The organism is Nonomuraea sp. NPDC003754 (genome assembly GCF_053605785.1).
Genome location: NZ_JBSGJX010000008.1, coordinates 83,382 through 106,435, shown reverse-complemented (window position 1 = coordinate 106,435; position 23,054 = coordinate 83,382). Strand labels below are relative to the sequence as shown.

21 protein-coding genes are annotated in these 23,054 nt (G+C 68.7%); 8 read left to right on the top strand and 13 right to left on the bottom strand.

The features are described from left to right. Positions 1-252 precede the first annotated feature (252 nt). The 6 genes from ACWEVS_RS12830 to ACWEVS_RS12805 all read left to right on the top strand — a co-directional run bounded on the left by ACWEVS_RS12830 (position 253) and on the right by ACWEVS_RS12805 (position 5,729). Positions 253-711: a hypothetical protein gene (locus ACWEVS_RS12830; protein WP_449922978.1), complete on the top strand. Its 459-nt coding sequence runs from the start codon at positions 253-255 to the stop codon at positions 709-711. A 251-nt stretch (positions 712-962) separates the two neighbouring features. Further along, a complete protein-coding gene (locus tag ACWEVS_RS12825; RefSeq protein WP_452551477.1) occupies positions 963-1,880 on the top strand; it encodes an alpha/beta fold hydrolase in 918 nt (305 codons plus the stop codon). A gap of 437 nt (positions 1,881-2,317) precedes the next feature. Beyond that, on the top strand, positions 2,318-3,085 hold the full coding sequence (locus ACWEVS_RS12820) for a class I SAM-dependent methyltransferase (protein WP_452551475.1): 768 nt from the start codon (positions 2,318-2,320) through the stop codon (positions 3,083-3,085). Between the two features lie 370 nt (positions 3,086-3,455). Continuing rightward, positions 3,456-4,322, top strand: coding sequence for an alpha/beta fold hydrolase (locus tag ACWEVS_RS12815; protein ID WP_452551473.1), 867 nt, complete (start codon positions 3,456-3,458; stop codon positions 4,320-4,322). A gap of 344 nt (positions 4,323-4,666) precedes the next feature. After that, the gene (locus ACWEVS_RS12810) at positions 4,667-5,428 is read left to right on the top strand and encodes a class I SAM-dependent methyltransferase (protein WP_452551666.1); all 762 of its coding nucleotides are present in this window, start codon (positions 4,667-4,669) and stop codon (positions 5,426-5,428) included. Positions 5,429-5,453: 25 nt separating this feature from the next. Then, positions 5,454-5,729: a prevent-host-death family protein gene (locus ACWEVS_RS12805; RefSeq protein ID WP_452551472.1), complete on the top strand. Its 276-nt coding sequence runs from the start codon at positions 5,454-5,456 to the stop codon at positions 5,727-5,729. Positions 5,730-6,287: 558 nt separating this feature from the next. On the opposite strand, the gene ACWEVS_RS12800 is transcribed toward ACWEVS_RS12805, so the two are convergent. Together ACWEVS_RS12800 and ACWEVS_RS12795 are read right to left on the bottom strand one after the other, a co-directional pair. Beyond that, on the bottom strand, positions 6,288-6,782 hold the full coding sequence (locus tag ACWEVS_RS12800; RefSeq protein ID WP_452551471.1) for an NUDIX hydrolase: 495 nt from the start codon (positions 6,780-6,782) through the stop codon (positions 6,288-6,290). A gap of 349 nt (positions 6,783-7,131) precedes the next feature. After that, entirely contained in the window at positions 7,132-8,082 is a 951-nt protein-coding gene (locus ACWEVS_RS12795; protein WP_452551469.1) for a GNAT family N-acetyltransferase, read from the bottom strand. Between the two features lie 558 nt (positions 8,083-8,640). On the opposite strand from ACWEVS_RS12795, the gene ACWEVS_RS12790 reads away from it, so the two are divergent. Continuing rightward, positions 8,641-9,174, top strand: coding sequence for a DUF1062 domain-containing protein (locus tag ACWEVS_RS12790; RefSeq protein WP_452551466.1), 534 nt, complete (start codon positions 8,641-8,643; stop codon positions 9,172-9,174). A 193-nt stretch (positions 9,175-9,367) separates the two neighbouring features. On the opposite strand, the gene ACWEVS_RS12785 is transcribed toward ACWEVS_RS12790, so the two are convergent. From ACWEVS_RS12785 to ACWEVS_RS12765, 5 genes are all read right to left on the bottom strand, one after another. After that, on the bottom strand, positions 9,368-10,153 hold the full coding sequence (locus ACWEVS_RS12785) for a MerR family DNA-binding transcriptional regulator (protein ID WP_452551464.1): 786 nt from the start codon (positions 10,151-10,153) through the stop codon (positions 9,368-9,370). 152 nt (positions 10,154-10,305) lie between these two features. After that, on the bottom strand, positions 10,306-11,871 hold the full coding sequence (locus ACWEVS_RS12780) for a serine hydrolase domain-containing protein (protein WP_452551463.1): 1,566 nt from the start codon (positions 11,869-11,871) through the stop codon (positions 10,306-10,308). 178 nt (positions 11,872-12,049) lie between these two features. Next, the gene (locus ACWEVS_RS12775) at positions 12,050-13,186 is read right to left on the bottom strand and encodes an MFS transporter (RefSeq protein ID WP_449923007.1); all 1,137 of its coding nucleotides are present in this window, start codon (positions 13,184-13,186) and stop codon (positions 12,050-12,052) included. A gap of 384 nt (positions 13,187-13,570) precedes the next feature. Next, positions 13,571-13,936, bottom strand: coding sequence for a darcynin family protein (locus ACWEVS_RS12770; protein ID WP_452551462.1), 366 nt, complete (start codon positions 13,934-13,936; stop codon positions 13,571-13,573). Next, on the bottom strand, positions 13,926-14,843 hold the full coding sequence (locus tag ACWEVS_RS12765) for an NAD(P)H-binding protein (RefSeq protein ID WP_452551460.1): 918 nt from the start codon (positions 14,841-14,843) through the stop codon (positions 13,926-13,928). The genes ACWEVS_RS12770 and ACWEVS_RS12765 overlap by 11 nt, the downstream gene beginning before the upstream one ends. A gap of 115 nt (positions 14,844-14,958) precedes the next feature. On the opposite strand from ACWEVS_RS12765, the gene ACWEVS_RS12760 reads away from it, so the two are divergent. Next, complete coding sequence (locus ACWEVS_RS12760) at positions 14,959-15,912, top strand: LysR family transcriptional regulator (protein WP_452551459.1); 954 nt, start codon at positions 14,959-14,961, stop codon at positions 15,910-15,912. Positions 15,913-16,117: 205 nt separating this feature from the next. Here the strand turns inward: ACWEVS_RS12760 and ACWEVS_RS12755 are convergent, their stop codons facing one another. The 6 genes from ACWEVS_RS12755 to lanL form a co-directional block, all read right to left on the bottom strand. Beyond that, the gene (locus ACWEVS_RS12755) at positions 16,118-17,803 is read right to left on the bottom strand and encodes an ATP-binding cassette domain-containing protein (RefSeq protein ID WP_452551457.1); all 1,686 of its coding nucleotides are present in this window, start codon (positions 17,801-17,803) and stop codon (positions 16,118-16,120) included. Continuing rightward, a complete protein-coding gene (locus ACWEVS_RS12750; protein WP_452551456.1) occupies positions 17,800-19,476 on the bottom strand; it encodes an ABC transporter ATP-binding protein in 1,677 nt (558 codons plus the stop codon). Before ACWEVS_RS12750 ends, ACWEVS_RS12755 begins: the two co-directional genes overlap by 4 nt. 76 nt (positions 19,477-19,552) lie before the next feature. Next, positions 19,553-19,678, bottom strand: a complete 126-nt coding sequence (locus ACWEVS_RS12745) for a hypothetical protein (RefSeq protein ID WP_354908481.1) — start codon at positions 19,676-19,678, stop codon at positions 19,553-19,555. A 36-nt stretch (positions 19,679-19,714) separates the two neighbouring features. Next, a complete protein-coding gene (locus ACWEVS_RS12740) occupies positions 19,715-19,840 on the bottom strand; it encodes a hypothetical protein (RefSeq protein WP_452551454.1) in 126 nt (41 codons plus the stop codon). 22 nt (positions 19,841-19,862) lie between these two features. Continuing rightward, positions 19,863-19,991, bottom strand: a complete 129-nt coding sequence (locus tag ACWEVS_RS12735; protein WP_354908484.1) for a hypothetical protein — start codon at positions 19,989-19,991, stop codon at positions 19,863-19,865. Positions 19,992-20,045: 54 nt separating this feature from the next. Next, positions 20,046-22,664: a class IV lanthionine synthetase LanL gene (gene lanL / locus ACWEVS_RS12730; protein WP_452551452.1), complete on the bottom strand. Its 2,619-nt coding sequence runs from the start codon at positions 22,662-22,664 to the stop codon at positions 20,046-20,048. Positions 22,665-23,054 lie beyond the last annotated feature (390 nt).

Here is a 23,054-nt window from a genome sequence, read left to right as displayed (position 1 = left end):
GGTCGGGGGGCCGCGAGTGGGCGCGGTGAGCGCCTTCTCGGTCTGCCGCCGGCAGGCCGCCTCGGCGAGCGTGGACGGACGCTTCACAGGTGAGTCGGCGCTGAGCGTCTCCGACGAGGCTGTGCCGCATGCGAGAGATCAGCGCGATCATGCAGGCTGCAGCCGCCCTGCAAGCGACACCTGATCAACTATCGGCGTCGGAACGGACAAGGCCGGCCCACCAGGCTCCGCCCTTCAGCGTGAGGAAGAACGATGGCATCGATCGTCTTCGGGACACTCGCCGTCATTGCATTGATCGTGGGCGTGGTGCTGTTCCTCGTGCTGCGGCGGAAGCCGCACACCCGGGTCGGGGCGTACGTCAGCGCGGCGTTCCTCCTCCTGGGCGCGGGGGTGCTCGCCATGGGCTCCATCTCGTTCGCGAGCCTGGAATCCGCTGCGCTGCAGACCTTCACGCCGGAGGAGCGCGCGGCGGCGGTGCCGTGCAACGCGGCGGTCCTGGGGGCCGAGGAGACGTCCAACAAGCTCAACGGACGCTACATCTGGCTGTTGCGGCTCCGCGTGACCCCTCAGGCCGGCAGCCCGTACGAGATCGAGCGCACTGCCCGGCTCACCCCGTCCATGGGGGAACGCCTGGAACGGGGCAACGTCGTGCTTTCCTGCCTGGTTTCCCCCACCGACCCCACCCGGATCGAGATCTCGGCCCTGGCCTGAGCCGTCGTAGGCGCGTAGCTTCTTGCATCTCACTCGCAAGACCGTGACCAAGGGGACTGACCAGGTCGCTTTCAAGGTGCTGCGAGCTCGGGAACCGTCACCGTATCCCGGCTGGACTCGGTGATCTCCTGGAGTTCATGCGGACTGAGGGGCTCTGAGACTCAACCCGGGGATGTTCAGTGTCTGTTGGGTAGTTCTGAGCCTTGGGTTCGTGGGAATCGGCGGGATAGGCCAACCAAGGAGACCGTAAGATGCAGGCGACCGACAAGCCACGCCACCACAGCCTCCACGTGGACGGGCTCGAGGTCTTCTACCGAGAGGCCGGCGCGGCGGACAAGCCCTGCGTACTGCTGCTGCACGGCTTCCCGAGCTCCTCGCACACCTTCCGGCACGTGCTCTCGCCGCTGGCCGAGGTGAGCCGGGTCATCGCCCCGGACCTGCCGGGCTTCGGGTTCTCCGCGGCGCCCGGCGTCGATGAGTACGAGTACACGTTCGCCAACCTGGCCGACACCGTCGAGGCGTTCCTGGAGCAGATCGGCGTCGACGAGTTCTTCGTCTACCTGCACGACTTCGGCGCCCCGGTCGGCTACCACCTCGCCACCCGGCGTCCCGAGCGCATCCTCGGGCTCATCGTGCAGAACGGCAACGCCCACGAGGACGGCCTGGGTAGCCAGTGGGACAGCACACGGGCCTTCTGGGCTGATCCTTCGGAGGCCAACCGTGCCCGGCTGCCCGAGTGGCTGAACTTCGAGGGCACCCGCGAGCAGTACCTGGGCGGGCTGCCGGAGCGGGTGCGCGACCTTCACCCGCCGGAGACGTGGCACCTGGACTGGGAGCGGATGTCGCGGCCGGGCAACATTGAAGCCCAGTTCCAGCTGTTCTGCGACTACGCCAGTCACGTCGCCCGCTTCGGCGAGCTGGCCGACTACCACCGGACCCGCCAGCCACCGTGTCTGCTGCTCTGGGGCCGCCACGACCCGTTCTTCGACCTGTCCGAGATCATGGGCTACGCGCGAACGCTCGACCGGCTCGAGATGCACGTCTACGACGCCGGCCACCTCCTGCTCGAGACCCACGCGCCCGAGTGCGCCGCGGCAATGGGGGCCTTCATCACCGATGTCACCGCCGAGCGCGCCATGGCTGACGGCATCGCCAGTCGTCGACGCTGACGTACGGCCGGGGACCACACGGTCATGTGCGGCATGCGTGCGCATCCGCTCCGGTGTCGGCGAGGCCGCCACCACAAGCATCCGGACCGCGTACGCACGTTACCTGCCACACCACGCTTCGTCGGCGGCCGGGGCGGGGCGCCGGGAGCGTTCGTGCCCGTGGGCCCTTGCGCGTCGCAGCCGGCGCAGTAGACGTCGCGTCGTCAGACGCGAGCATCGGCATGCCGGCTTGCTCAGTACAGCAGATCTGTGTGGCGGGGTCCCTCTCGTGATCTACGTCATGAGCCGTTCGGGCATGCCCCTCCGCCAGGGTCCGGCCACGTCAGCGGCTTGCGCTTCATCGTTATGGCTTCAGGCTTCTGCTGCCCACGATCGGGTGGCCAGGCCAAGCGAAAAGATCCAGCATTGACGGCGCAGCTCGTGTCAAGATGCTCCGCATGTCGAGTCGCGCACTGAGTTTCGGAGTGATGGCAGAAGCATACGAACAGTTCCGGCCGGGATATCCCGTGGAGGTTTTCCACAGAGTGATGGCATACGCGGCTCAGCCGGTTCGGACTGCCCTCGAAATCGGCGCCGGGACAGGTAAAGCCACCCGCCTGTTTGCTCAACAAGGAGTCACGGTCACCGCGACCGAGCCTGATGGGGCCATGCTCGCCGAGTTGCGTAAGCACGTACCGGCAAACGTCAGGACCGTGCAAGCCCTGTTCGAGGACTTGCGGCCGGGCGAGAGGTACGGACTGGTTTATGCGGCAGCGGCGCTGCATTGGACAAAACCGGAGGGGCGGTGGTCGCGCATGGCGGCGCTCCTGGAGCCTGGTGGCGTTTTTGCTTCGTTCGGCGGGCCGGTCCAGCTGGCTGACCCGGCTGTGGAGGAAGCTGTTCGCGTGGCACGGTCACCGTTTTTGGCGAGCGACGAGATTCCGTCTCCGGATGGGACGCCTCCGGAGCATGACATGCAGTGGCGGGGTACGGAGCTCCAGCGGTCGGAGTGGTTCGCTGATGTTCAGCAGTCCGTGGTCGAGCGGCGCCTGACGATGAGTGCTCGCGAGTACGTCGGCTATCTCTCGACGGTCTCGGCTTACCTCATGTTGCCGGCCTTGGAGCAAGAGCAGGTGTTCGGCCGGATCATGCAGGTTCTGCCCGCGACGGTGGAGATCACCGCCGACATCACCGTCCATGTCGCGCGCCGGCGCCGCGAACAGTAGTGCATCGCGTACTCCACCGCGTCCAGGAGGCTGCGCTCGGCGTTGGTCGACTCCGAGCCGATCGACTCGATCAGCGCGAACCCTCAGATCTCACCGACCCGTGATCAAGCCCGTGGCCCGTTTCTGCCGCATTCAGGTGGCACCCGTTGCCGGCCCCCATGCCGTGGTTGCGGATGGTAGGACTACTGCGCAGCGACCCTGCCAACGCGTCGACCGCCGCGATCACCGTGGTTCCCGGGGCGCCGTCAACCAACGTGACACCAGCCGCCATATAGGACCTGACCTGGGGAAGAAGCTTCCCGCGTCCAGCCCGGCGATTGTCCGTTGAGAGATCGCCTCATCGGACCCCGGCCGCATTACACTCACGTCCATGACCGCGACCATGATCGAGTTGGACGACGGTGCACAGCTACGTACGTGGACCGCGGGCTCGGTGATTCCGCAGAGATTTCCCGTGGTCATGGTGCACGGCGGTCCAGGGGTCCCCGACTATCTCGCCCCGGTCGCCGGCATCATCGACGACCTGTGCCTGGTCCACCGCTACGACCAGCGCGGCACCGGCGGCTCGTCCTGGCAGGGAGAGCACACGATCGTCCGCCACGTTCACGACTTGGCGCTGTTGCTCGATGCGTGGAAACACGACCGGGTCGTTCTGCTGGGGCATTCGTTCGGAACCAATATGGCCGGCTACTTCTTGCTGGCCCATCCCGAGCGCGTGGCCGGACTGATTCAGATCGCCGGGCCCTTCCTGGATCCATGGCGGGAAGCCGACCGAGCAGCACAGCGAGCACGACGCACTGACGAGCAGCAGACCAGGCTCGACGAACTCGATGCGATCGAATCGCGCACAGACGCCGAGGAGATCGAGTACCTCACGCTGTCGTGGTTCACCGACCACGCCGACCGAACGCGGGCATGGGATTGGGCGCTGGCATCAGCCCATACGCTGCGGCCCGTCAACTACGCGATGAACACCCAGCTCAACGCAGCGAAGAAAGCCGACCCGCTCGAATCACACGTGGACGAGCTTCGCGAGCACCTGCCGCCCGGCGCGGTGATCATCGGCGGGGCCGGCGACAGTCGCCCTGCTGATGCCCTGCGGCGTCTCGGAACACGCCTCAACTGCGAGGTCATCATCGTCCCGAACGCGGGGCACCATCCATGGCTGGAAGCACCAGACCAGTTCGGTGCGGCGCTCCGCGCTGCAGTGGAGAGGCAGACCCAAAGGGCCGGCTGACGGGTCAACGATCCCCTATGACGGACACCCTCCCGGCCCTCGACTCGGATCCACGTGTCGTACCAGTCACGGTCCAGGGTGTGGGCCCGACCCGTGGAGGTCAGACAGGCCAGTCCTGGCCGGTGCCACCGGCCGGGTCGCCAGGAGAACCAGCGTGCCGGAAGGACATCCTCCAGTCTCGCCCAATGCGACCAGATGGAACACACCGACCGACCTGAAAGAATCACCCTCACCGACTTCAGCGTGACGTGAGCAGACCGTTACTCAACAAGGCGGCGATTTCGACGCGCTCGGCCACGGCAAACGCGCCGTACGGCTGTGCCGCCCGAGACTGGTGGGCCAAAATGGCCCGCATGCCTACCGTGCCGGAAAATCACGTTGAGACCGCACATCCGTCCCGATTCAACGACTACGACAGAATCGCCGAGGGGTACACGGCCGAGAACGAGACCAGCCTCCTGAACGCGTACTACGAGCGGCCCGCGATGCTGGAGCTCGCCGGGGACGTGACCGGCCGGCGCATCCTCGACGCCGGCTGCGGCTCGGGCCCCCTGTTCCACGCGCTACGCGATCGAGGCGCCATCGTGACCGGCGTCGACGCGAGCGCCGGGATGCTAGAGCTGGCCCGGCGGCGGCTGGGCGCCGACGCGGACCTGCGGGTCGCCGACCTGGCCAGCCCACTGCCCTTCCCCGACGACGCGTTCGACGACGTCATCGCGTCCCTGGTGCTGCACTACCTGGAAGACTGGGGAGCGACACTGGCCGAGCTGCGACGCGTGCTGAGGCCTGGTGGCAGGCTCCTCGTCTCGGTCGAGCATCCTTTCGCCATCGCCCTCATGCGTCACTCGGCGGGCGACAAGATCCACTATTTCGAGACCCGTAACCGGACCGAAGAATGGACCATGGGTGGGCAGACCGCGCAGATGCGCTTCTGGGACCGGCCGCTGCACGCGATGACCGACGCCTTCACCGCGGCCGGCTTTCGCGTCAGCGTCATCAGCGAACCGCCGCCCGTGCCGGAAGCACGCGATGTGTTCCCCGAATTTCGCGAGTTCGCGGGCACGAGGATCCTGGCCTTCTTGTTCTTCGTTCTGGAAGCCGGCTAACGGCGCCTCGTAACAATCAATTGTGGTGACTTGGCGTTTCAGCAGGCGATTCCCGCCAACTGAAGCGCTCAGTCACAGCGATCAGCTCGGCCCGCTCGTGTCCCGCGCGGTCTACGGCCACCGCCTCACCCGACTCTCGCTCCGACCAAGAACGCGCGGTGCTCATCCCGAAGCGGACTTCGAGGAGTATGTGCAACTGAAGCGGGAGCGCGAGACCACCGCCGGCCGCGGTGAGATCGAGATGACGGTCCACACCTCCCCTAACTACGCCGATCGCGGGTTGGACGACACCCACCAGTGAAGCGCCCTGTCCATTTCACCCCCGGAGCCAAGGACGCCCTGCGCCTGGCGGTGCTGGTCCTGCGCGCGTCGATCGTCGATGTGCTGCCGAACTTGGCCGACGACCCGATGCCGCCGGGCGCCGTCCCTGACGCCGACATTGGTCACGCCCGCCTTCCGGGCGATCTACTCGTACGGCCCAGACCTGGAGTACGTGTCGGTCTGGGTCCCGCACATTCGACACCTGACCTGAGATCAGGGTGGGTTGAGAGCCCGGTGAGGTGGCCTGCCGGCGGGATTGGGGGGCTGGCAACGCCCTTGTCACCAGCCTCAAACGGGCGATCTTTGCCGAGGTTCCCAGCCGCGGCGCCGTGGCCAGCTTTCTGCTGCTGATGGCCGAGCGGTTCGCCCGCAAGCGCCTGCACGTGGTGGCCTACGCGGAGGGCAAGGACACCTCCGGCACACTTCCAACTGGCGAGCCAGTTGAGGCAGCGGCCCGTGGCGGAGCTGGTCACGAATGTGCTGAAGCCGCTACCCCGTCCTGTAACTGAAGAAGCATCAGCCAGGGATTGGCCGTTCGTCACTGAGCTGAGCGGCCAAGATATCGGCGCAGGGCTTCTCGCCCACCTGGAACGAAGGGCCCTCGATTGACCACCTTCCACAGTTCGAGCTCCGTGAGCCAGGCATGCCAAGCGATCTCGGACGGATCTGGAGCCAATGGCTCGGCGATCAAGGCCTCGTGCACCCCGAACCAGACAGGGCTGATCCCGTCCTGGCACAGGAACTTGAACAAAAAGCGGACCGGGACGCCGGCGCCCAGTTCCTCGACCAGTTCGCGGGCCGCCGCGTCCTCATACGATTCCCCTACGCCCGCGGCGCCGCCGACCATCACGTCATAGTGGCCGGGAAAGCGAACATGCCCCTCAGCTCGGCGCAGCACGAGGATCCGCCCCATCGGATCGCGGCAGATCGTCGTCGCGATCCGATGCATCCACCGCCGACGCACCGCCTCCGCGCGCTCCACGACTTCCAGCACGCGGTCCTGTTCATCCACCCGCTCGATCAGCTCACCCATGCAGCAGACGGTCGCAGACGCCACTGACAACCTCACCCGGTAGCCCACCCAGATGACCCCGTATCTGGGTGCGGTGGTACTCGATCGTGCTCCCCTCATACAACCCAGCTCCGCCGCGCCGCGCTTGCCTGATACGAGGAGCATCTCCTCCTCGAGAATCGTCCAGTGCTCGACCTGGTCGTCAATGCCTAACGGCATGCGCTCCAGGGCAGGTGATCCACTACAGCGGATGGACCATTACACACCGCAGCATCAAGCATGATCATCCGCGTTTGGGGCTGGTGACACAGCCGTTAACGGCACCCCGGATTGTGTCTCGCGTTCCGCACCCGACCCCACGCCGAAGGCCTCAGGAAGCGTTGCGGTACAGGTCCCGTCTCTCGTTCAACTGCTGGAGGCCGGCCGACTGGTAGGTGGCGACGGCGCCGACGTTGGAGCTCGGGCAGCACACGATCACGCTGGACGAACCCAACTCCTGGAGTGCGCGTGCCGCGGCGACCGTGATCGCTCGACCGTAACCGTGACCGCGGTGTGCCCGGTGCACCCCCATCGGCTCGATCAGCCCTGGCTTGCCCTCACCCGCCGACCACACCGTCACGGCCGCCACCGCCTCGCCCTGCTCATCGCGAACGGCGAGGCACCGCGCGTCGGCATACGGCGCACCTGCCGCCATCGCGTGCCAGCGCTCGTCGGTGAACGTCGACCCGTCGAACGACGCCCGCAGGACCGCGGCCCACTCGTGCGCCTGTTCCGGCCCGATCACCTCGACGCGAACGCCGGGATCCGCCACAGGCGCGCCGAGGTCACGCCGAAGTAGTGTCCACGGCTCGCCACTCCTCCAGCCGTCCTTGAACAGCAGGTCATGGACCAGCGCACCCATCGGCGCCTCGACGTACACCCTGCCCTCGAGGAGCACACCGCGTTCAGGCGCCGACACGTCGTCGACCACCTGCTGCGCCAACTCCTCGTCCCGCAACGCCTCCGGCGCGAACGCCAACCTCAGCAACTCCGCACCATCCAGCAGCCCGACCGCCAGAACCTCCCCGGCCCGACTCCAGGTCCGCGTAGCCTCCGCAGTCCGCTCCACACCGAACCGCCAGAACCACCCCACATCCCCCGGATGCAACTGCATGGGCCCTCCGTCGTACTGCCACTCCCCCAACACCCGCACCACGTCGCCGAGCCCGTCGACCCCCGGCCTACCCATCTCGATCGCCATCTCTCGATCACACACCACCCCACCGGCCCGCCGCACCCGCTTTTCCCGCCGGCAGTCAGTCATCGGCGTCGCCGTGATCACGTACTCACCTGCCGCTGACCTGCTCGAACGCGCTCGGTTGCGGCCGGTGACACGTTTTTGACGGCACATGCCTACCCGGAAACGACCACGGTGGAGCGGCAGGAGTGCAGTGCCTCAACGAGTGTGCATCGGGTCGGTCATCTCGTGCCGGCAGTTCCGTTCCGGGTCCTGCCCAGGTGTGGCGGGTCGACGTACAGCAGGCTGCCGCGAGGGAACACGATCACCGCCCGGCTGCGCGGATCCAACCCGCTCCGCCGACACCGCCCCGGCCGGCACCGTCGCGCTGCCATCCTGTCGCCGGTGATCGGCAGGAGACAAAATCGATTGTGGCGCTGCCCGGTGAACCACTAGCGTGCGGCAAGCACAATCGGACTCGTCGTGGGGACTGTCGCGTGACGCCGCCTGCTCTCGCTGCCTGACATCTTCTTCTGCGCTTTCTCACCGACCTCGCGGTCGGTCTCGCCGGGCTGCTCTGAATTCTGAGTCGCCCTGGCTGCTCAGCGTTCTGTGTCAGGTCTTAGAGAGATCATGTCTTCACAATCCCATAGAGATCATTTCGTGCTGCCCTGGTCCGTGCGGAGGACTCGGCTGCCGCTGCTCGCCATGCGTTGCCTGGACTGCCGCGCGGAGGCGGCCACCGTCGGCGAGGGCAGGTTCCGGATCAACGCCAACGGCAAGCTGCTTGACGTGTGGCTGCTCGTCCGATGTGTCTGCTGCGATCGGACCTCGAAGATCACAGTCCATGAGCGGGTGCCGGTCCGATCGGTGGATCCGGCCAGGCTGTGCGCCTTCGAGAACAACGATCAGGAGCTCGTCGCGCACGCGCTCCTGGACCCCGCGGTCGCACGGCGCAACCGGTTCACCCTCGACTGGCGTGGCGCGTGGCAGCTGGAGTCATCGGCCGTCGATGCGGCTTGGCCGTACCGGGTGGACGTCGGTTTCCTCGATCCCGTGCCCGTCCGCCCGGAGCGGCTGATCGCCCAGGGGCTCGGGATCAGCAGGGGCGAGGTCGAGCGCCGGATCAAGTGCGATCTCCCCCTCAACCGCACAACGAGCACGGGTTTCTCGTTCGTCGTTATGCCGGCTGCATAGGGTCGGGAGGAATGGCGGGACCGAGGTTACGACTGGCGGTGCGGTGCTTCTGCTTGCCGTCACGACGACCGCCTCGGTCCCCGCTCGAAGCGTCTCCCGCGCGGAACCGGCCGTACGCAGCCGGATTCGATCGGGATGCTCTGGCCTGGCGGACCGGCGGGTCGCCGGGCCGAAGGACCGGAGCACGGCGCGGTCAGTAGGAGTCCGGTCTGGGGATATGGATGCCGGCGGCGCGGAGCTTGGTCTCGACGAGCGCGACCCCCCGGGCCGCGGCCGATCCCTGCTCCTCGCCGTGGAGGGCGATCAGCTTGTACCGGGTCGCGGCCTCGGTACGGGCTTGCAGGCCGGTCACGATCTTCAGATGTGCGGGATTGGCGAGGAAGTGGTCGGCAACGGCGGTGGCGAGCTCGGCGATGCGCGGGTCGTCCGGTTCCCAGGCCGAGGCTTCGGCGGCGCGCTTGATCAAGGCGACGAACCGGGTGTCTTGCAGGGCGTGCTCGACATGGGTCAGGTAGTCGTCGAAGCCCTCTGGGACCAGGGCCCTGGCCAGCACCCAGCCCTCCCTGGTGGCCGCCACCTCGTCAGCGGGGAAACCGAGGCCGGACAGCCGTTCCAGCAGCGCCACAGCGCGGTCGGGCAGCAGGGCCCGGTCGCCGTCAGCGAGCCGGTGCAGCGTGTCCCGCCTCGTGATCAACTCCTCGATCCGTTCGGTGAGTTGCCGCTCGATGTCGGCGAGCGCGGCGGCGAACAGCGCGGCGTCGGCGTCGAGCAGGGGCCCGATCTCGGCCAGCGGCACCCCGGCGGCGGCCAGCGTCCGGACCTGCACCAGCCGCAGCAACTCGGCCGATCCGTACCGCCGGTAGCCGGAGCTGTCGCGTTCGGGCTCCGTGACCAGGCCGAGCTTGTGGTAGTGCCGCACCGTCTTCACCGTGACGCCGACGAATGCCGCCGCCTGCCCGATCGTGACTCCGTTCATCATCTGCTCAGCCTGCCTTGTGCTCGAGCCCGGCCACGAATTCGTCCACCACGGCCGGGCATGTGGACTCGTCGAGCTCGGCGTGGCCCGGTTCGCGTTCTACCTGATGCACGACCGGAAGGGGGGCGACCCGCGAGGCGTACGGTCACAGGTGTTCAGCCCGTCGGCTGGGCCGGATCGGCCTGCCCGCCACAGAACACCTCGTTGACGAGCTTCTGTCGGGCGTTCTGGAACGCTGTTGCCACGGACAGGTCGGCGTCGTCCACACAGTTCAGCGCGGCGGTCAGGGTCTTGCTGCCGTCGGGCGTGCTGTACATCAGCGTCGCGTGGCCGGCCATGCCGCCGTTGTGGGTGATGACGGTGCCGCCGCGGTCCGTTTGCTGGACGAACACCCCCAAGCCATAACCCATGTCCGGAATGACCGTGGGGTACGGCGCGCACATCTCGGCCAGCAGCTCGGCCGGCAGGAGCTTGCCGCCCATCAGCGAGGAGATGAACGTGTGCAGGTCCCGGGTGGTCGAGATCATGTCACCGCCGGTGGAGATCCAGGAGGGGTTGTGGCGGGTGACGTCGACCGTCTGCTGCCGGCCGGCGTCCTCGTACCGGTAGTAGGCGTGGGCGTGCGGCTCGGGGATCTCCGGCGAGGCGTCCGGCACCACGGTGCCCGACAGCCCGAGCGGCCCCAGGATCGACCGCTGCATCTCGTCGGCGAGCGAGCGGCCGGTGACCTTCTCGATCAGCAACCTGGCCAGCACGTAGTTGGTGTTGGAGTAGCTCCAGCCCGTCCCCGGCTCGAACCGCGCCGGCTTGGACAACGCCAGCCGTACCAGCTTCTCCGGCCGGTAGGTCTTGAACCGGTTGTCCGCCCACTCGTTGCCGGTGGTGCTGTAGGGGATGGGGATCCCCGGCGCGACCGTCCCGTCGTCGTAGACCTCGCCGCTGAAGTTGAACACCCCGCTGGTGTGCTGCAACAGCATCCGCACCGTGATCCGCCGGTCCAGCCCGAACTCGGGCAGATAGTCGGCCGCCGGGATGTCCAGCCCGAGCTTGCCCTCGGCCACCAGTCGCAGCACCAGGGTCGCGGTGAAGGTCTTGGTGTTGCTGCCGATCCGGACGTGTCCGTTGATCGGCGGCTTGGCCGTCCCGCCCAGCTCGGCCACCCCGGCGCTGCCGACCCACTCCCCTCGCTCATCGTGCACGCGCAGGGACACCCCGACGAAACCGGAGTCGACGATCTCTTCAATCGCCTTCTGCAGCTCCGGACGATCCTGCCCGGCAGCCGCCTCCTGCATGACCTCGCTGTCGGCAGCGGCTAGCATGGCGGCGTCGAGGGCTTCGGTGATCTTGCGGGCCATCTCGGCGGTGGTGGGGCTCGGCCGGCTCTGGCGAACCTGGGCGGTTTCGACAGCGACGAGGACGGTGCTGCGGAAGTTGTCGGCCTCGGCCGGATCCTGCTTCTTCAGCAGGTTCATGGCCGCGGTCAGGGCCGGCAGCACGCGGTCGGCGATCTCGGCCACGGACTTGCCGCCCAGGTCCTTGCCGTTGGGGTACTCGGCGAGCACGTGCCCGACCAGGCCGGTGGCCGAGCCTAGCGCGATGCTGCCGTTGGTCGCGATCGTGTGGGGCTTGCCGGCGGCACCGGCGGCGGCCATCAGCGACACGGCACCGTACGCGGCAGTCCGCAGGATGCTCTTGTCCTGATCGGAAAGGATGATCGTCATGGTGGTTTGCTCCGTCGAATCTGTCATCGTGGCGGCGTCGTGCCGCTGCGGCGAGCTTCCACCCTGACCCAAGGTCAACCTCAACCGTGATCTGTCTCACAATGTCCGCCGATCGCAGTATCACCCCCGGTTATGGGCAGCGGTCGTCTAGCTACCGGCGGATACGAGTCGGCGTCCCTCATCGGCGTGTTGAGCGTTCTGGATGACGGCGCCCACGCAGCAGCTCGCCGCTGAGTAGGGCCACGCAGGACCCGACGGTCAGCAGCCCGCCGGCGAGGAAGGTGCCCCGTACATCGGCGAGCGGCAGGACCAGTCCCCCAAGCGCGGCACCCGCCGCTATCCCGGCGTTGTAGGCGCCGGAGTTCGCCGCCAGGGCGATGTCCGTACGGCCCGGCGCGCAGTGCAGCATCGCGTTCTGCGTGGTCATGAACACCGGCCCGAGCGCACCGCCCATCAATACCAGGAACACCACCGCCGCCACCGGATGAGCGCCGAACGCGTACAGGCCGAGCATGCCCACCGCCTGCGTGGCCACGGCGGTGGCCAGCGCGGTCTGCGGAAAGCGGTCCAGGAACGCCCCGGTGATGCTCACCCCGGCCAGGCACGCGACGCCGAAAACCACGAACAGGGCACTCACCGCGCGGGGGGAGAACCCGCTCACGTCGCCAAGGAACGTGACGATGTAGGTGTATCCCGTGAACGCCCCGGTGGCGGACAAGGTCCCGGCCGCCAGCACCGTCCTGAACCGCCGCACGTCGGGACTGCTCGCGTAGGCGGCGGGCTCTTCTTCCGGACGCGAAGTCGGCAGCAGAACGGCGATCGTCACCAGACAGACGAGCCCCAGAGCCGCCAGCGTGGCGATGGGTACCTGCCAGTTGCTCTGCTGGCCCAGCCAGGTCCCAGCGGGAACGCCAAGCACGAGGGCCAGCGAACCAGCCACGGACAGCGCCCCGACCACACGCCCCCGGACCTTGGGCGCGAACAGGCCCACCGCGACCGGCCCCATCACGGCCCAGAACAGCGCCTGGGCGAGCGCGGTCAGCAGCCGCGCGCCGAGGAGCAACCAGTACGAGGTGGCCAGCGCCGCAATGAGACTGGACACCACGAGTGCGGCCAGCAGTCCTGTGAGCACATGACGTCGGGGCACGGCCCGCACGACGTGGGCAATCGGCACAGATGCGACGGCGACCGTCACGCCGTAACCGGTGACCAGGAGACCGACCGCCGACAGGGACACCCGTAGGTCCTCGGAGATGAGTTCCAGGAGGCCGACCGGCAGGTTCTCCGCGGTGTTGAAGGTGAGGGCGGCCAGCATCAGGGCCCCGAGTACCGCCAGCCTGTGCCATGGAGCCGGTTGCCGCGTGATCGTCGTGTCTGTTGCTGTCCTCGCGCGTTGTACTTGCTCAGTGGCACCGTCCATGCAGGGACCTCACCAGGCGCACCAGCGCCGCCGCAACTGGATTCATCCTCGAAACTCTCGCGGCAAGTATCAGAGCCGTCGTGAGTTCGCGTCTCCTGCGATTCGCGACGGTTTGAGATCAAGACAATCTCTGAACCGCGGCTACGCCGTCCTGCGGCCCGTTTCTGCCGTATTCCGGTGGCACCCGTACCGGAGGTGTTTGAGGGGCCGTCGCTCAGCTGAACTGCCGGCCGGTGCTTCCGTGGGGCGGTGGCGGCACCGGCCGGTCAGGGAGGAGCGTCAGGTGGCGAGGGTGGCCACCGGCTCCAGGTCATAGGTGCGGGCGTAGCCGTTCTCGGTGCCCACGAGCAGGTCCACCACGTCGAAGTAGCGGTCCCAGAAGGGGGTCTCGCGCAGTGCGTCGATCAGCAGCCGGTAGGCGTCGTGGTCGTCCGCCTCCCAGACCCAGATGTCGGTGACCCGCGCCGAATAGAACTCCGTGTCGTAGAAGCGGGAGCGGACGCGGCGGGTGCGGGCCTCGATCACCGGGACGACGTGGGTGGTGAAGGCCTGGACGCGTTCGGCCACAGTCATCGCCAGCCACTCGGGCGTTGTCTTGACCAGCATGAACGCTGTGACCGGCGGCTCGGTTCGGTCAGTGGGCATCGACTGCCTCCGGCGTGGCGAGGACGGCGGGCCTGAGAGTCTGCGCGCACCACTGCGCGAATCCGGTGGCCGGGCCCGCCTGCGGCGAGCGGTCGACGCCCGAGTCCAGGCCCTGGTCCTTGGCGCGCTTCATGTCGACGATGCCCTCGACGAACGCCTCGTTGAGGCCGTAGCCGAGCAGGGTGGACCGGAGCTCGTCGAGCGGCTGGCGCTGGTAGCGGACCGGACGGCCCAGCTCCTCGGTCATGATGCGGGCCAGGTCGTTGGGCGACAGGTCCTGCGGGCCGAGCACCGGAACACTGCCGACGCCGGTCCAGGAGCGGTCCAGCAGCAGCCCGGCCGCCGCCGCGGCGATGTCGGCGACGGCCACCAGCGGGGCCGGACGGTCCGCGGCGACGGTGTCGGTGAAGACGCCGTTCTCGCGGATCGAGTCGGCCTCCTCCAGCAGGTTCTCGAAGAAGGACGGGCTGGCCAGGGCGCGGTAGGCGACGCCGGAGCCGGCGATCAGGTCGTCCATGGCCAGGGAGGCGGTGACCAGCCCGGCCTGGGCGGCCTGCGGGGTGCCGCGGCCGAGCGCCGAGACGCCGACGACATGGCCGACGCCGTGGGCGGCGAACGCCCGCGCGGCCGGGCGGGTGAAGCCGCTGAACGCCTCGTCTGGCGCGGCCGAGGCGTCCGGCGGTACCAGCCAGAAAACGGCGTCGGCCCCGGTGAAGGCGCGCTCGACGGTCGCGGCGTCGCCGTGCGAGCCGGTGACCACCTCGACCCGTCCGCGCACGGCCTCGGGGAGCCGGGCAGGATCGCGGACCACGACGCGCAACTCCTCTCCGCGTGCGGGCGCGGCCTCGACCAGCAGCGACAGCAGCCGCCGGCCGATGTTCCCGGTGGGGGCGGTAATGACGATCATGAAAACCTCGCGGTGTGTGTCGGGTCGATACAGCCTCTTGATCGTGCAGACCCGAACCGCATTGCCACAATGGGAACTTCAGCATCCAATCATTGCCCGAAACGGAATCATGCAGGTGAGCAGCCCATCCCCGAACCTCGACGCCAACCTCGCCGTCGCCCTCGACGCCCTGCTGACCGAGCAGAGCGTCACCCGTGCCGCCGCGCGGCTGCAGACCTCCCCCGCGGCGATGAGCCGCACCCTGGCCCGGCTGCGCCGGGTGCTCCAGGACCCGCTACTGGTGCGGGCAGGACAGGCCATGGTGCCTACACCCCGCGCCGAGGCGCTGCGGGACGAGGCCGCCGCGGTGGTGCGCCGGCTGGAGTCATTGCTCACCCCGAGCGGCGGGATCGACCCCGCCGCACTTCGGCGCACCTTCACCGTCCAGACCTCGGACCTGGTCGGCGCGGCGCTGGCGCCGGGTCTGCTCGGGCTGGCCCGGCGCCGGGCGCCGGGCGTCTCGCTGCGGGTGCTGGCCGAGGAGTGGGAGGCGGGCCCCGCGCTGCGCGAGGGCCGAGTCGATCTGGAGATCGGGGCCATCGACCACGTCGACCCGGAGACCCGGGTCGAGGAGCTGGTCACGCTGCGGATGGCGGCCGGCGTCAGGGCCGGGCACCCGCTCACCGAAGGAACCCTGACGCCCGCCAGGCTGGCCGCGGCCGAGCACGTGGCGGTCAGCCGCCGGGGACGCTTCACCGGCCCGCTTGACGCGGCCTTGGCCGAGCAAGGGCTCAGCCGGCGGGTCAGCGCCGTCCTGCCCGGACATCTGGCGGCGATGGCGCTGGCCGCAGTCGGCGACGTGGTCTGCCTGGTGCCGACCGCGCTCCCGGGCGAGCCCCCTTCACCACTCGGCGACGCGGCACACGCGCTGGGACTGCGCCTGCTGGAAATCCCGCTGCCGCTGCCGCCACTGACGATCGGCATGGCCTGGCACCCGCGCCACACCGCCGACGGGGCCCACCAGTGGCTGCGTGGCGCCGTGCGCCGGGTACTCCGTCCGGCCCGGGAGGAACAGGGTGTCGTGGCGTAGCCGGCGGGGCGGGCAAGAGGCGTCAAGGGGGAGGCCGCCCTCCTCGGTGTCCAGTTCGATGGAGGGAGGCGCATGAGCCCGGTGGACAGTGCCCCGGCGACGTCGTCCAGCGTCATCGGGGCAGCGGCATTCCCCGCTGCCATGTGGTGGCGAAGAAGGTGTCGTCGGGAATCAGCAGCGGCAGTGCCTGTTCCGTTTGTGAGTGTCAATTAACGGATGTGTTCCAGTAGCGCAGCAGCCGGGCGTAGCAGGGGGAGGCTGTGCGCAGCTCTTCGTGGGTGCCCCACTGCACCTGCGCGTCGTCAATGACGATGACCATGTCGGCGCGCAGTGCCGAGCTGAGGCGATGGGCTATGACGATGAGCGTTCCCCCGCGCTTGGCGAAGGCGTCTTCGGCTTGCTCCTCGGCCGCTGAGTCGAGATGGTTGGTGGCCTCGTCGAGGATGACCATGCGGGCGGCGCTCGCATGGGCTCGGGTCAGCGCGATGAGCTGCCGCTCCCCCTCCGACAGCCGGCTCGGCTCAAGGGCTGCGTCCAGACCGCCAAGCCGTTCGATGAGCGCGGCGGCGCCCACAGCCTCGGCCGACCGCGTCAGCGTGGTGGTGCTCGCCTGCGGCGCCAGATAGGCCAGGTTCTCCCGGACCGTTCCGGTGAAGATGTAGGCGTCCTGCGGCACCAGGGTGATCGCCTGGGAGAGCTCGGCGCCATCGAGGCGTTGTATGGGCTGCTCGCCGAGCAGAACCGCGCCGGCGCTGGGCCGCGACAGACCGCACATGAGCCGGGCCAGGGTCGACTTTCCGACACCGCTCGGCCCGACGATGGCGACGTGACGGCCGAAGGGCACCGTGACGCTCAGATCACAGACGATGGGCTCGGCGACACGACCGTAGGTGAAGGCGATCCGCTCCAGCCGCAGATCCGGTTCAGCTGGTACGGCGACGCCACGGCATGAGGTGACCTCGTCGACGCGGGTCGCCTCGCGCAGGCGGCGCACGGTGATGAGCAGGGGCAGGCCGACGGAGTTGGCGTTCTGGACCGTGGCGCGCAGCATGGGCAGCAGATGGGCGAAGATGTAGGTCGCCACGCCCAGCAGCACGCCCGTCTGCATCCCGCCGGTGGCGTGCTGCCAAGCCGCCAACCCCACCAGGGCCAGCAGGGGCAGGTAGCCGCCGATGGCGAGAACGGCGGCGCGCACCGTGCCGCTCCTGGACAGGCCCCGAGTGGCGCCGGCCAGCCGTTCGACGGCCGCGTACATCCGTTCGGCCGCGAGCGGCTGCGCCCCGCAGGCGAGGATGTCGCGCAGCCCTAGCAGGAGCGCGGCGGACTCCTGCGCGACCTCCTCGTTGGCCGTGATCGTCGCCGCCTGCCGGGCCGCCAGAGTCCGCAGCGAGGCGATGAGCAGTAACAAGGCGGCGGTCACCGGGACCGCCGTGGCCAGGGCCAGCACGGGCTTGAGCGCGGTCAGGCCGATCAGGACCGCGCCCGTGATGAGGACCGTGTCCCTGACCGCGAGAACGGCTGCCCCGGTCAAGGCGCACACCGCATCCACCTGCGAGGTGATCTGGGCGATCGCCGAGTGCCGGGTCTTGCCCGGTTCACGCACCGCCTTGCTCACGGTCGCGCGGACGACGCGGCGGACCAGGTCTACCCGGATCGGCTCGACAAGATCGGCAAGCCGTTCGTTGATCCGCCGGGCCGTGATGGCGCGCACGGCGAGAGCCGCGCCGAGGGCGGCGATCCACACCAGCCCGACGTCCCGGCGTCCGGACAGGAAGCCGCGATCCAGCGCCATGGTGACGCAGATTCCCGACAGCAGGACGGGCAGGCTGTCGAGCGCGGACCAGGCCAAGAGGGCAGCGGTGTTCCGGTTGCGCAGAAACGGGCCGATCATGCTCTGTCCTCCGGCGTCCTGAACAGCTGCCGGTAGTGGGCCTCGGCCCACAGATCACGGTGCGTGCCGACGGCGTGGACCGTACCGTCCTGCAGCCAGACGACCAGGTCGGCCGCTGCCGCGGCAGCGGGGCGGTGGGCGATGACCAGGCGGGTCTTGCCGGCGAAGGCGGTTCGCAGCGCGTCCGACACCGCGGCTTCTGTCGCGGTGTCGAGGCTGGAAGTGGCCTCGTCGAGGATGACGATGGGGCTGTCGTGAACAATGGCGCGGGCGACGCCGAGGCGTTGGGTTTCGCCTGCGGAAAGCACCAGCCCTGTCAGCGGCGTGGCGTAGCCGTCCGGTAGGCGCCGGATGAATCCCGCCGCGCAGGCGGCCTCGGCCGCACGCGCGATCTGGGCGGGGCTTGCGTGCGGTCGTCCCAGCGCCAAGGCCTGGCCGATGGTGTCGCCGACCAGCTCCGGCTGCTCGAAGGCGTAGGCGGCGTCACCGGGCAGGACGGGCTGTCCGCGAAAGGTGACACTTCCCTCATCCGGTACGAGCAGCCCTCCGGCGACTCGGGCGAGCGCCGACTTGCCCGACCCGGACCGGCCCACGATCGCGACCGTGCTGCCCACGGGCACGGCGAGATCGAGGCCGTCGAGCACCCGGCGGCCCTCGTCCAGCACGATGATCCCGTTGAGGAGGAGTGCCTGTGGTGCGGTGGTGAGCGGCGTGCGGGACCGCGGCCGGGCAGTGTCGAGCACCTGTGAGATACGGTCTGCGGCGCTGCGGACATGGCTGAGGTAGGTCACCGCGGAGAGCTGATGCACCGCGTTGATGCCCAGCGTGACGTAGGCGACGGCCGCGACCATGTCGCCGGGCCGCAGCCATCCGGCGGCGATCCCGAGACCGGTCAGCGCCAGCATGGCGACCTGGGCGGCCGCGGTCAGCAGGCTCAGAGCCTGGCCGACGCTCCCCTGTGTGCGCCAGTTCGCGCGGCCTGCCGCGGTCAGCTCAGGCAGTGAGGCGAGGATGCGGTCGACCTCTCTGGCCTGGGTGCCGCTGGCCTCGATCGTCCGTGCGCCGGTGAGCGTCTCGCTGAGTCTGGCCGAGATGCGCCCCTGCGCGCTCTGGTAGTCGGCCGAGGTCCTGCCGACCGCCTTCGTCCCCCGGCGCAGGACATAGATCGCACCGGCTGCGGCGGTAAGGAAGACAAGCGCGCCGAAGGGGACCACCAGCCACAACGCGATGGCCGCGCCGGCCGCGGTGACGGCGGTGAGAGCTACCGTGACCGCGGTGAAGGAGCCGTCGGCGGCGGCCGACGCCCCGCCCACCATCCTGGCCGCCAGATCTCCCGCGGCCCAGCGCCGGGTGACGGGCAGGCCTACGGCGAGTATGTGATCGACCATGCTGCGCCGCAGCCAGGCCCCTGATCTGGCGACCGAGGCGTTCTTGGTGGAACTCGTCACGACGGTGGCACACAGGTCGAGGGCGGCCAGGCAGGCCAGTTGCACGATCGCAGGCGCGGGGCTGCCGCCTCGCGCTATCGCATCGACGATGGAGCTGAGCGTGGCGGGCAGCGCCAGGGCGACGATGATCCCTGTTGCCGCCGCGATCGCGAAGACGGCCGTGTCGCGGCGGGCGGCCCGTGCCGATCCCCAAAGCAGGCGCCGGGTTCCTGTTGAACCGATCATTGATTTTCCGAATCGAGCGCTGGTTATGCGCGAAGGCGCGGGCCTGGGCCCGCGCCTCCGCTGGATCACACAGGGATCAGATGGTCCACGGACGGCTACCGTTGATGAGGGTAGCGGTGACGCAGGGACGCTGTCCGTGCGCGGACGACCCCTGCTCCTGCGGGAGACGCTGCAGGGCTTCCAGCTTGATGTCGTTGCTCATCGTTTCTCCTATGAAGTAGCTGTTAGGAAGCAGCTGTTAGATGGTGTGCGGGCGGCTGCTGTTGAGGATGGTGGCGCTGCCGCAGGGACGCTGTCCGTGCGCGGACGACCCCTGCTCCTGCGGGAGACGCTGCAGGGCTTCCAGCTTGATGTCGTTGCTCATCGTTTCTCCTATGAAGCAGCTGTTAGATGGTGTGCGGGCGGCTGCTGTCGGACACGCAGGCCCAGTTGATGCACGCCTCCCGGGCGTCGGTCGAAGGCCCCTGCTCGTCTCGCATCCGCTGCGGAGCGGTCAGAGTCTGGGGAGCGGTCATAGTGGTTCCACCTCCTTCCGGTGGGAGAAGGATCGGCACGGCTGTCGCCGTGGGTCAGTGAGGCCCGTCCGGCATGAACGGGCGCGCTCCCCCGTGTCGCAGGCGAAGAAGGAAGCTCAGGGATCCGGCGAGTCCGCCGGCGTAGCCGGCGCTCACCTGACGGCCGGAGGCGTCCCCGATCAGGTGGCGTCCATCTCGTTCGACGGAGCGTACGGCCAGCCCGGTGGCGTGTTCACCGGCCCACGCGCGGTACTTCTCCTCCTCCAGGACGTCGGCGAGATCAAGGAGGAAGTGTCCCTCCGCCGCCAGCCCGTGGCAGGCCCCCGGACAGGAACGCGCGGTGTCTTCTCGCACGGCGACGGCGGCTTTTCGCGCGAGATCGAGATAGACGTCCCGGCCGGTGGCACGCCACAGGCGCAGGAGAAAGGTCCCGATGCCGGAGGAACCGTGGCACCAGTTGGGCAGGCGCCGATCTTGGCGGTCCAGCCGGTCGCTCCACCAGGCCGCCTCGCCGTCGATCTGGGCGGTGGTCACGAGCAGGTCGGCCGCGGCGACCGCGGTCTCCAGATAGTCGGGCCGGTTCCAGGCCGCCGCGGCCGCGACGAGAAAGGCCCCGACTCCCGCGTTGCCGTGCGCGAACCCCAGATAGGAGCCCTTCTCCAGTTCCGAGGCGACATCGACCGTGAGCGGCCAGCAGACCGCATCCTTGATCGGCTGGGCCGACTCGACCAGGCCGTCGGCGAGGATCTGGCCACGGTGCGAGAGCTCGGCCTGACCCGTTCTTCGCCACAGGTGGACCAACGCCAGTCCGCCGCCGGCCAGGCCGTGCACCACATCGGGAATGGGCCAGCGCATGGGCAGGCGGCGCGCGAGCCGTAGCGCTCTGTCGGCGACCCGCTGGTCACCGACGACGGTGGCCACCTCCCACGCGGTCCAGGCGACGCCCGCGTGACCCACGTACAGGCCGGGGATGACGCGCGAGACCGTGTCCAGGTAGCGATCGAGCCAGCGACAGCCGTGGCGCATCGCCTCCAGCAGCCGCCCTTGGTCCACTTCCACCTGATCGCGCACAGCCCAGGCGGCGGCGAGAGCGGACAGGCCGCCGCCGGCTCCCCACTGCACGAGAGCGGGGTCGGCGTGGTCCAGCCCGGGTTCGGCCGGCCACAGCCACGACTCGCGCGGGGCCATCGTGTCCAGCAGATGCTCCAGCGAGGAGCGAATCATCGCGTCGGCATCGGGAGGCGTGGCCGACGCCGGAGCCTCCCGCGCCGCGGACGCGTTCAGGAAGCGGCGTGCACGGTTCAAGGACCAGCGCGCTGCGGGATCGTCCTTCATGAGCCCGCAGATCAACGGAGCGAGAAGGCCGGCGGAGGGATGCCACGACGCCGCCTGCTTCAGCCAAGCCGCCATCCGGCCGTCTGTCGGACGGTCATCGGCGACCAGGAGGGGATCTTGCCCCAACGCGGCGAACGCCAGCACCGCGCCCAGGCCGAACAGGTCCCCGGCCTGGTCAGCGGGAGGTGGAACCTCACCCGCGGTCTCCGGAGCGGCGTAACCGGGCGTGCCGAGCCGCACCGCCTCACTGCCTGCTACGGTCGCCGCCTCCAGATCGATGAGACGCAACTCCCCCGCGTCACTGAGCAGCACGTTGGCGGGAGTCAGATCGCGGATCACCACACCCGCACGGTGGATCTCGGCCACCAGCTCGACAGCGGCGCGAGCCACCTCGACCACACGTTCGTCCGGCAGCCGCGCGCCCTTGGCCCCCGCCACCCAGTCCTGGAGTGATCGCCAGGGGATCTCTTCCTCGACGAGGAAAAGGTGATCCTCCAGCTCGAACATCTCCACGAACCGTGGGACGAGTCCCGACGGAGTCAGCCTGGTGAGCATCTCGGCTTCGTTGCGAAGCAGGTCGCGTACGTCGCCGTGAACGTTGGCATCGATGTGCGGACGGCCCTGCTTGATGATCACTCGCTGACCGGTGTCCTCGGCGACCGCCCGGAAGACGCCACCTTTGTTGGAATGCCGGATGGCCCCGGTGACGCGATAGCGACCGATCAACGGCTCGACGTCGGCCACGACCTCCTCCCGCGCCACCACCGGATCCCGCGCCCACGGCGGAGGCGCGAACCACGCCACCCGGAGGTCCGGAACCAGCGACCCGTCCGGAGCGACGAGCATGTCGCGATGGACGCCGTTGTCGCCGAGCATGCGCACGCTGGCGAACGAGCCGTAGCGGTACTGCACGATGCCATCGCGGTACCGGCGATCGGAAAGGATCTGCGGCCCGGGCAGCCCTCTGGTCGCCTGATGAAGGATCTCAAGAAGACGGACGAACTGCTCGTCGTCGTCCGGGTACGCCGTGATGAACTTCCCGCTGAACGCGCGATCGTTCTCCCTCGACAACGACCGGGCGAGCCGGTCAGGAGAGACCACGAACTTGAACGGGCACGATTCTCCGACCAGCACTCCGGCCGCGGCCTCCAGCACTGCCACCGCGTTGTCGGCCCGCGCGGACACGTGGATTTTCCAGCCCTGCAGCCGATTCAGGTGACCGGAGGGCTCGACCTGGCACCAGTAATCGCCCCCTATCACCTCCCAATCACGACGTCCAGCTCCGACCAGAGCCTTTTCGACAATCCGCCCGTACTCCGAGGACTGCAATTCCCTCATCGCCTCCACCTTCGCGCCCGCTGATCAGCGGCACGTCGACGAAGCTAGGGACCGTCAATTGACGTGTGATGGACGATCCGGCGATGGAAAGTAAATGCTTACACGAGCCGTGCGCGACCTCGGTCTCGGTAAGGCAGTCGAGACCATCCAGGCGCTGGGCGCACACGGGAGATGAACCGGCTCGGCGGGCGTAAGGTGCCCGCCGGGGGCGCCGGCCGGCTTCGTGCCCGCGAAGTATGCCGACTATCTGACCCAGGCCATCATTGCGGCCGCCCGTCGGCTGAACGACGCTCGCGGGCGGCCAAGCCTGTGCGAAGCCGCCCGGGAGATCAACATTCGTCCGTGAACCGGCAGAGCTGTTTCATAAGCGACCGTTATCTTGAGCCGCTG